Below are 7759 nucleotides of genomic sequence, written 5' to 3'. Positions count from 1 at the left end.
TCCATACGGGCCCGCGGCGTGCAAATGGCCGCATCATGAGGCCGGACACACGACAGCACCTGACCACATGCCCAAAGCCAATGAAAAACCGCTTGCATCCAGACGGGCGTCCACACACGATTGACACTCTCAGGGAAGTACGTGACGTATCTCGAAACCCTGGTGGTCGATCTCTGGAGTGAGCACGGCTTTATCGAGTTCCGGTGCGGCTTTTCCCTGCGCAGCGATCATGTGCTTGAGAGCCTCACCGTCGAACTTCCCGCGGCAGACTGATGGCCCCTAAGATCTAACAGCCCAGACCCAGGCTGGCGCTCAACTCAAGTCCTGATCCTCCAACTGCCGCCGAACACCTTTGTCCACCGGTTCTCCACAGGTGCGGGATGTGAACGGCCTCTTGCTTGACTCTGCTCTCCCCTGAATGGGAACAAATAGCGAACGTCATGGCAGGGAATCTCAGTGGAAAATTCGGTACTAGCACCTGCAGGTGTAGCCCGCGGCACTTATGCCGAGCTCGTCGCTGCCACCAACTTCTCTTTCTTGCGAGGCGCTAGTCATCCGTTCGAGATGGTCGCTCAAGCGGCTGGACTTGGCCTTGGGGGCATTGGCATCTGCGACCGCAACTCCCTGTCAGGCGTGGTGCGGGCCTTTTCCGCCGCCAAGGATTTGCGCAAGGATAATCCCGACTTCCGGCTAGTTGTTGGATCCCGGATCGTCTTCTCCGATGGCACACCCGACATTGCCGTTTATCCCACGGACCGGAGTGCCTATGGCCGTCTCGCCGCTTTGCTGACCCTGGGGAACCGGCGGGCTCCCAAGGGTGAGTGTCACCTCCAGTTGGCGGATCTGGTCGAGCATGCAGAGGGGCAGTTGATGATCGTCGTTCCGCGCGACGGCGAGATCGAACATGATGTCGGGATCGCCCAGCTGCTCGCCCATGGCGCCAGGGGGCGGGTGTGGGTTGCAGCGAGCTACCGGTTTGATGGCATGGACCGCGCAAGGCTGGCACGCCTGGCTGCGGCCTGTGCCTCGGCTGGATTGCCGATGCTGGCCACGAGCGACGCGCTCTACCATGAACCCAGTCGCCGCATCATCCAGGATGTGCTGACCTGCATCCGGGAGATCACCACCATCGAGAACGCCGGGTTTTTGCTGGCCGCCAATGGCGAGCGCTTCATCCGCCCGCCTGATGAGATGAGAAGGCTGTTCCGGGAACATCCCGCAGCGCTTGACGAAACCCGGCGCTTTATCAACCGCATCTCGTTCTCGCTCGATCAGCTCAAATACATCTATCCCGAGGAAACCGTCGGCAATGGCGAGACCGGCCAACAAACCTTGGAACGCCTTGCCTATGCGGGCGCCCAGAGCCGTTACCCGGACGGGGTGCCGGAGCGGGTCACCAAAGGTTTGCAGCACGAACTCGCTCTGATTGCCGAGATGGGCTACGCGCCGTACTTCCTGACCGTGCAGGACATTGTTCGCTTTGCCCGGCAGGAGCGCGGCATTCTGTGTCAGGGCAGAGGGTCCGCTGCCAATTCGGCCGTCTGCTTCTGCCTGGGCATTACCGAGGTCGATCCCATGCTGGTGGACCTGCTGTTCGAGCGCTTCGTTTCCACCGAGCGGGATGAGCCGCCCGACATCGACGTCGACTTCGAGCACGAGCGGCGCGAAGAGGTGATGCAGTACATCTATCAGAAGTACGGCCGCCACCGGGCGGGGCTCACCGCCAATGTCATCACCTATCGCGCCAAGGGGGCGATCCGTGACGTGGGCAAGGTCTTTGGCCTGGCCGACGACATGATCAGCGCGATCAGCGGGCTCAACTGGGGCTGGGGCTCTGTCGATATTCCCGCTGACAAGATGCGCCAGATCGGTATCGACCCGGACGATCAAACCATCGGCATGGTCATGCAGATCGCCACAGCCCTCTATGGCTTCCCCCGCCATCTGGGTCAGCATGTTGGCGGCTTCGTCATCACCCGTGATCGGCTGGATCATCTGGTGCCGATCAGCAATGCGGCGATGGAAGACCGCACGGTCATCGAGTGGAACAAGGATGACCTCGATGAGCTGGGCATCCTCAAGGTCGATGTGCTTGCTCTGGGCATGCTCAGCTGCATCCGGCGCAGCTTCAACCTCCTGCGCCAGCACTATGGCCTGTCGCTGACGCTGGCCACCGTGCCGCAGGAAGACCCTCGGGTCTACAAGATGACCCATCGGGCCGACACCATCGGCGTGTTCCAGATCGAGAGCCGGGCGCAGATGTCCATGCTGCCGCGTCTCAAGCCGTCAGAGTTTTACGATCTGATCATCGAAGTCGCTATCGTGCGGCCCGGGCCGATCCAGGGTGACATGGTGCATCCTTATCTCAAGCGCCGGCAGGGGCTGGAGCCCACCAGCTATCCTTCGCCCGAACTCGAGCATGTGCTCAAGAAAACCTATGGCGTGCCGCTGTTCCAGGAGCAGGCCATGAAGATCGCTATTGTTGCGGCTGGCTTTACGCCCGGAGAAGCCGACCGCCTGCGCCGGGCCATGGCCACCTTCAAGCGCACCGGTGGGGTCGGCACGTTCCGCGACAAGTTCATCAAGGGCATGCTCGAGCGAGAGTACGACAAAGAGTTTGCCGAGCGCTGCTTCGGTCAGATCGAGGGCTTTGGCAGCTATGGTTTTCCTGAGAGCCACGCCGCGTCCTTTGCGCTGCTGGTCTATGTGTCCTGCTGGATCAAGTGCCACTATCCCGATGTATTCGCTGCGGCCCTGCTCAACTCGCAGCCCATGGGGTTCTACGCTCCGTCCCAGATCATCCGCGATGCCCAGGAGCATGGCGTCGACGTGCGGCCCGTCGACATCAACCTCAGTGACCTTGAGAATGTCATGGAGCCGAGCAATGAGAGCGGCATCCATATCGCGCCACGCCATCTGGAGATGCAGGAAGACATTTGGGGCAATCGCGGCGTGCGCCTGGGCTTCAACCTCGTGGCGGGGCTGCGGACCGATCACGCCAATCTCATCGTTGCCCGGCGCCGGGGTGGCTATGACAGTGTGCGCGATCTCTGGATGCGCACGGGCCTGTCGCCAAAGGTGCTGACCGTGCTGGCCGAAGCCGATGCCTTCCAGTCACTGGGGCTGTCCCGCCGGGATGCGCTTTGGGCGGTGACAGGGCTCATTGGCACACATGGCGCCGAAACCTTGCCGCTGTTTGAAGCCGGCGAGCGGCCGCCGCGCTGGTCGGAGGAAGAGAGCGATCTGCCGTCAATGGCCCCAGGCGAAGAGGTCATCCACGACTATCGGGCGCTTTCGATCTCTCTCAAGGGCCACCCCATGAGCTTTCTGCGCGAGAACCTCACGCAACGGCGCTTCGTGCCGGCAGATGCTTTGCGCTCCCTGAACCCCGGCAGCACGGTCCTGGTCTCCGGTTTGGTTCTGGTGCGCCAGCGGCCGGGCACAGCGAGCGGCGTGATCTTCGCCACGCTGGAGGATGAAACTGGCGTCGCCAACGTCATTGTCTGGCCCAAGGTGTTCGAGGCCAACAGGCGTGTCGTGCTGGGCGCTCGGGTGTTGGGGGTGAAGGGCATTCTGCAGCGCGAGGGTGTGGTGATCCATGTCATTGCCAAGGAATTTGTCGACCTCACCCGCGATATGGCCGAGATTGCCGATGGCACAGACATTGGCGAGCGGATCATTGCCCGCGCCGATGAGGGTAGGACCGGTGGTCCAGGCGGCCGCAACCGTGAGCAGGAACAATATCAGCAGGCTCATCAGAAGCGCCTGATCGACGCTCTGCCGGCTGGCCGGAACTTCCACTGATGCTGGCCCGACCCATTCGCACGCTTGAGGATTTTCGGGACACCGGACGGGCCATTCATGCCTATTGCAGCCACTACTACCATTGCAGCCATGACGCGCCGCTGCGGCTCGAAGTATTGGCCGTCCATGTCGGCTGGAGCTTCGACTTCTACCAGGGCAAGGACTACCTTGCAGGCCGGCTGCGGTGTTCTCGCTGTGGCTGGTATTTTCCCACATTTGCCCTGGGTCATGCCGGCACGCGTCCGGCATTCTCCGGCACGCACGGGGCAGGGACGGTGCCACACTCGACCGAACAGCTCATTGACTTGCAGCGAGACCGCGAGGCGAACCTGGTCAATGAAATGCCATGGGTCGGCAAGCGCAAGGGAGGGCGCCGGTTTGGCCGCTGATCAACGGCTGCTGACACAAGCTGGCGGGTGTATCGGTTACCACCTCATCATCCCGGGCCGAGCGACATGACTATCCGCAAGATCATCCACATCGACATGGACGCCTTCTACGCTTCGGTGGAACAGCGGGACAATCCTGAGCTGCGCGGCAAGCCTGTTGCCGTCGGGCATGGTGCGGCACGCGGCGTGGTTGCGGCAGCCAGCTATGAGGCTCGAGCCTTTGGCGTGCACTCTGCCATGGCTTCGGTCACCGCCATGCGCAAGTGCCGCGACCTGGTATTCGTGCCGCCGCGGTTCGACGTCTACCGCGCCGTGTCAGCCCAGATCCGGGAGATCTTTGCCGAATACACCCCTTTGATCGAGCCGCTGTCGCTCGATGAGGCCTATCTCGATGTCACCGAGAACCTGCAGAACATTCCCCTTGCGACTGACATCGCCAATGCGATCCGGGCCAAGATCCGGCAGGTGACGGGTCTGAACTCTTCCGCCGGCATCAGCTACAACAAGTTCCTGGCCAAGATGGCTTCGGGATATCGCAAACCCAACAACTTCTTCGTCATTCCACCGGCCAAGGGCGCGGCGTTCGTCGCGAGCCTGCCAATCGAAAAGTTCCATGGTGTTGGCCCCGCCACGGCAGCGCGAATGCATGCCCGAGGCATCAGCACGGGTGCGGACCTTGCGGCGATGTCACTGGATGAAATGAACGCCATGTTCGGTAAGTCGGCGCAGTACTGGTTCGATCTATCCCGCGGCATCGATAATCGCGAGGTCAAGCCGAACCGGGAGCGTAAATCCGTGGGTGCCGAAGACACGTTCACCCGAGACATCACATCAATCGAGGATGCTCGAGAGATGACTGCGCCCTTGATCGAGAAGGTCTGGAGCGTCTGTGAGAAGCGGGAACTCCGTGGGCGAACGGTCACGCTCAAGATCAAGTACGCCGACTTCGAGCAGATCACGCGCTCCAAAAGCCGGCCGCTGCCGGTTGGAAGCCGCGAAGAGCTGACGGCTCTTATCCATGAACTGCTATCGCAGACCTTCCCACCCCGCATGCCGGTTCGGCTGCTTGGGGTGACGCTCTCGAGCTTGGGCAATGGTGGTGAGGATGCCGCCGCGCAGATGGCGCTACCGATCGAGCTGTAAACTGCCAGGAGCCAACCACAGGGTTAGAGCTGGGTTATCCGACTTGTTCCCGTTCTCCACTCGCAGGGTCATGCAGTTAATCTGTGCTGACAAACAGGAGGCGGAAATGACTGAAGTACGAAAGACAACGGCCCAGTACCTGAATGGCCTGGCTGTGGCCGTCCTTGCAACCGCGGGTGGAGCCTTTCTTGGCAATCATACCTCCGAAGCCATCTTGCTGCTGGCAGGTTTGGTAAGCCTGGGCGCCCACGCCTTGGCCGTCTGGGTGGTCAAGGGGGTAAGAGCAACGCCGCAATTCCGCAGCCCCGTTTTATCAATCTCGAAATTGCGGGCACCGTTCATATGCGAGATCGGCTGGAAAGAGGGGTGCTGGAGGAAGGCGGCTCTTGGAAGGTAAATGAGCAACGCGGAGGGTTCTTCGTGAACCCGGCACTTTCGGCAGCGACCAGTCTGGTCAGCACCCGCTTCCCCAAGCTCATTGCGCTGACATGTTAGGAGAGGGTCCAGGCAGCGACAGATGGCAAGCGGGCTAGCGCTCTATCATAACAATAGACTACCGCACCTCTGCAGAAACAGTTTCTGCGGCACCAAAAGCGCCGGCAAATTCTTCAAGTTCGGCACCTTCGCGGACCATGTCATGGATGCGGCTCCACAGATGCTCGCGCATCGCGGTAAAGGCCGGCAGGGTGCGCGGGTCATTCTGCCAACGGGGCTCGGGAAACGCGACGTCGACAATCTCGTCTATGCGTCCCGGCCGCGGTCGAAGCAGCATGATGCGCTGTGACAGCAAGACGGCTTCGTCAATATCATGTGTCACGAAGACAACAGCCATGCCGCGGCGCGACCAGAGCTGCAGCAGTTCCTTGCGCAGCACTTCGCGCGTCATAGCATCGAGGGCTGCGAAAGGTTCGTCCATCAGCAGTACCTTCGGCTCCACCGCCAATGCACGGGCAAGCCCAACACGCTGCTGCATGCCTCCGGACAATTCGTGCGGAAAGGCTTCGGCGAAATCACGCAGCCCCACGGCCCCCAAAAGTGCCCTGGCTCGCGAGGCGCGATCACCTCGCGAGAGGCCTTTGATTTGCAGCACGAACTCGACATTTGCCGCGACGGTCAGCCAAGGGAGCAAGCGTGCGGACTGGAACACCATGGCCAGGTCAGGCCCCGGCACCGGCGCAGTGCCCAGTACGACAATCTCGCCTTCATCAGCCGGGGTCAGGCCGTTGATAATGCGCAGCAAGGTCGTCTTGCCACAGCCGCTGGGGCCAACCAGGCTGACGAACTCACCTGGCTGCACGTCGAACGAGATGTCGTCGAGAGCACGGACTTGGCCATCCTTGAATGACTTGCCGACGCGGCGAAGCGAAAGGATGGGCAGCGGCGGATTGACCATGCTCAACGCCCGTTTGCTAGGTTAACGCGCCAGCGGCCAAGCCGCCTTTCGGCAAACCGCAGTAGCGCGGTTATGGCCGTACCTAGCGCCATCAGAACAATGACTACCGCGAAATAGCGATCCATCTGGAAGCGATTGCCGGCGGCGGCCAGGAGGCCTCCGAGGCCTGATTGGGCCATGGTCAGCTCCGCAATAACCGTGCCCACTGTGCAGATAGCGGCGCCGATGCGCAAACCGCTGAGGATTGACGGCAGGGCATCAGGAACCATGACTTTCCAGAACAGCGTCGCCCGCTTGGCGCCGAAGGCGCGCGCCATTTCAACTAGGTCCTTGTTGGCACTGGCGATGCCAGCGGTGGTGTTGATCAGGATGGGGAAGAACGCCGCATTCCACACGACGACCACCTTGGCCTCCGTGTAAAGTCCAAACCAGACGATGATCAGCGGAATGAAGGCCGCGCCCGGTGTCGAGTTCATGGCGTTGACGAAGGGGTCCAGTACGCGCCCGACAATGCGGAATCCGCCGAGAAGCACGCCGAGAAATACGCCGGTGGTTGCCGAAAGCACGAAGCCCAGGGTTATCACAATCAGCGATTCACTCAGGCCGGCGAGCATCGTGCCGTCCGACCACATGGTAATGCTTTCCTCCACAACGTCGTTTGGATTGGGCATCACCAGATTGCCGCCAACGGCGTTGAGGGCGAACATGCCTGCAAGTAAACCCAAGCCAATAACAAGCTGTGTCACAAGCACGGCGCCGCTCTCTGCACCGCGACGGCGGCGCGCTAGCCGTGCCTGAGCGGGGAACGACGATGCCGATACAAGGGCCGCGTTTGGCAGAAACTCGTGCATCAGCGGTTGTTCCGCCCGCTTTTGGATCATCCACATACTCTTTTGTCTGTTGTGAGAATGTCGCCCAGGGCACCACAGAGCACAAGCGTACTGGGGCCTATCGCCGCAATAGGAAAAAGCAAAAGGTGGAGCAAGTTTCGGAGCTGGAAGGTGATTTGGCTTTCGCGCTTGGGGGTTTG

7 protein-coding genes are annotated in these 7759 nt (G+C 61.1%); 5 read left to right on the top strand and 2 right to left on the bottom strand.

The window, feature by feature from the left end; all coding sequences use genetic code 11:
* Positions 1 to 141 precede the first annotated feature (141 nt).
* The 5 genes from C8264_RS22810 to C8264_RS21290 all read left to right on the top strand — a co-directional run bounded on the left by C8264_RS22810 (position 142) and on the right by C8264_RS21290 (position 5733).
* Positions 142 to 273: a hypothetical protein gene (locus C8264_RS22810; RefSeq protein WP_281261476.1), complete on the top strand. Its 132-nt coding sequence runs from the start codon at positions 142 to 144 to the stop codon at positions 271 to 273.
* Between the two features lie 183 nt (positions 274 to 456).
* The gene (locus tag C8264_RS21305; protein ID WP_108462995.1) at positions 457 to 3804 is read left to right on the top strand and encodes an error-prone DNA polymerase; all 3348 of its coding nucleotides are present in this window, start codon (positions 457 to 459) and stop codon (positions 3802 to 3804) included.
* Positions 3804 to 4193 carry a hypothetical protein gene (locus C8264_RS21300; RefSeq protein WP_108462994.1) on the top strand — a complete coding sequence of 130 codons (390 nt, stop codon included), beginning with the start codon at positions 3804 to 3806 and terminating at the stop codon, positions 4191 to 4193. The genes C8264_RS21305 and C8264_RS21300 overlap by 1 nt, the downstream gene beginning before the upstream one ends.
* A gap of 66 nt (positions 4194 to 4259) precedes the next feature.
* Positions 4260 to 5336 (top strand): DNA polymerase IV, encoded by a 1077-nt coding sequence (dinB, locus tag C8264_RS21295; RefSeq protein WP_108462993.1) that lies wholly within the window; start codon positions 4260 to 4262, stop codon positions 5334 to 5336.
* A gap of 106 nt (positions 5337 to 5442) precedes the next feature.
* Complete coding sequence (locus C8264_RS21290; RefSeq protein WP_162783836.1) at positions 5443 to 5733, top strand: hypothetical protein; 291 nt, start codon at positions 5443 to 5445, stop codon at positions 5731 to 5733.
* A gap of 156 nt (positions 5734 to 5889) precedes the next feature.
* Here the strand turns inward: C8264_RS21290 and C8264_RS21285 are convergent, their stop codons facing one another.
* Together C8264_RS21285 and C8264_RS21280 are read right to left on the bottom strand one after the other, a co-directional pair.
* Entirely contained in the window at positions 5890 to 6729 is an 840-nt protein-coding gene (locus C8264_RS21285) for an ABC transporter ATP-binding protein (RefSeq protein WP_108462991.1), read from the bottom strand.
* Positions 6730 to 6731: 2 nt separating this feature from the next.
* Positions 6732 to 7610, bottom strand: coding sequence for an ABC transporter permease (locus tag C8264_RS21280; RefSeq protein WP_205245756.1), 879 nt, complete (start codon positions 7608 to 7610; stop codon positions 6732 to 6734).
* Positions 7611 to 7759 lie beyond the last annotated feature (149 nt).

It is taken from the genome of Devosia naphthalenivorans (genome assembly GCF_003056355.1).
Lineage (GTDB): Bacteria > Pseudomonadota > Alphaproteobacteria > Rhizobiales > Devosiaceae > Devosia > Devosia naphthalenivorans.
Note: the sequence above shows the minus strand (reverse complement) of the source record. Positions and strands in the feature narration are given on the sequence as shown.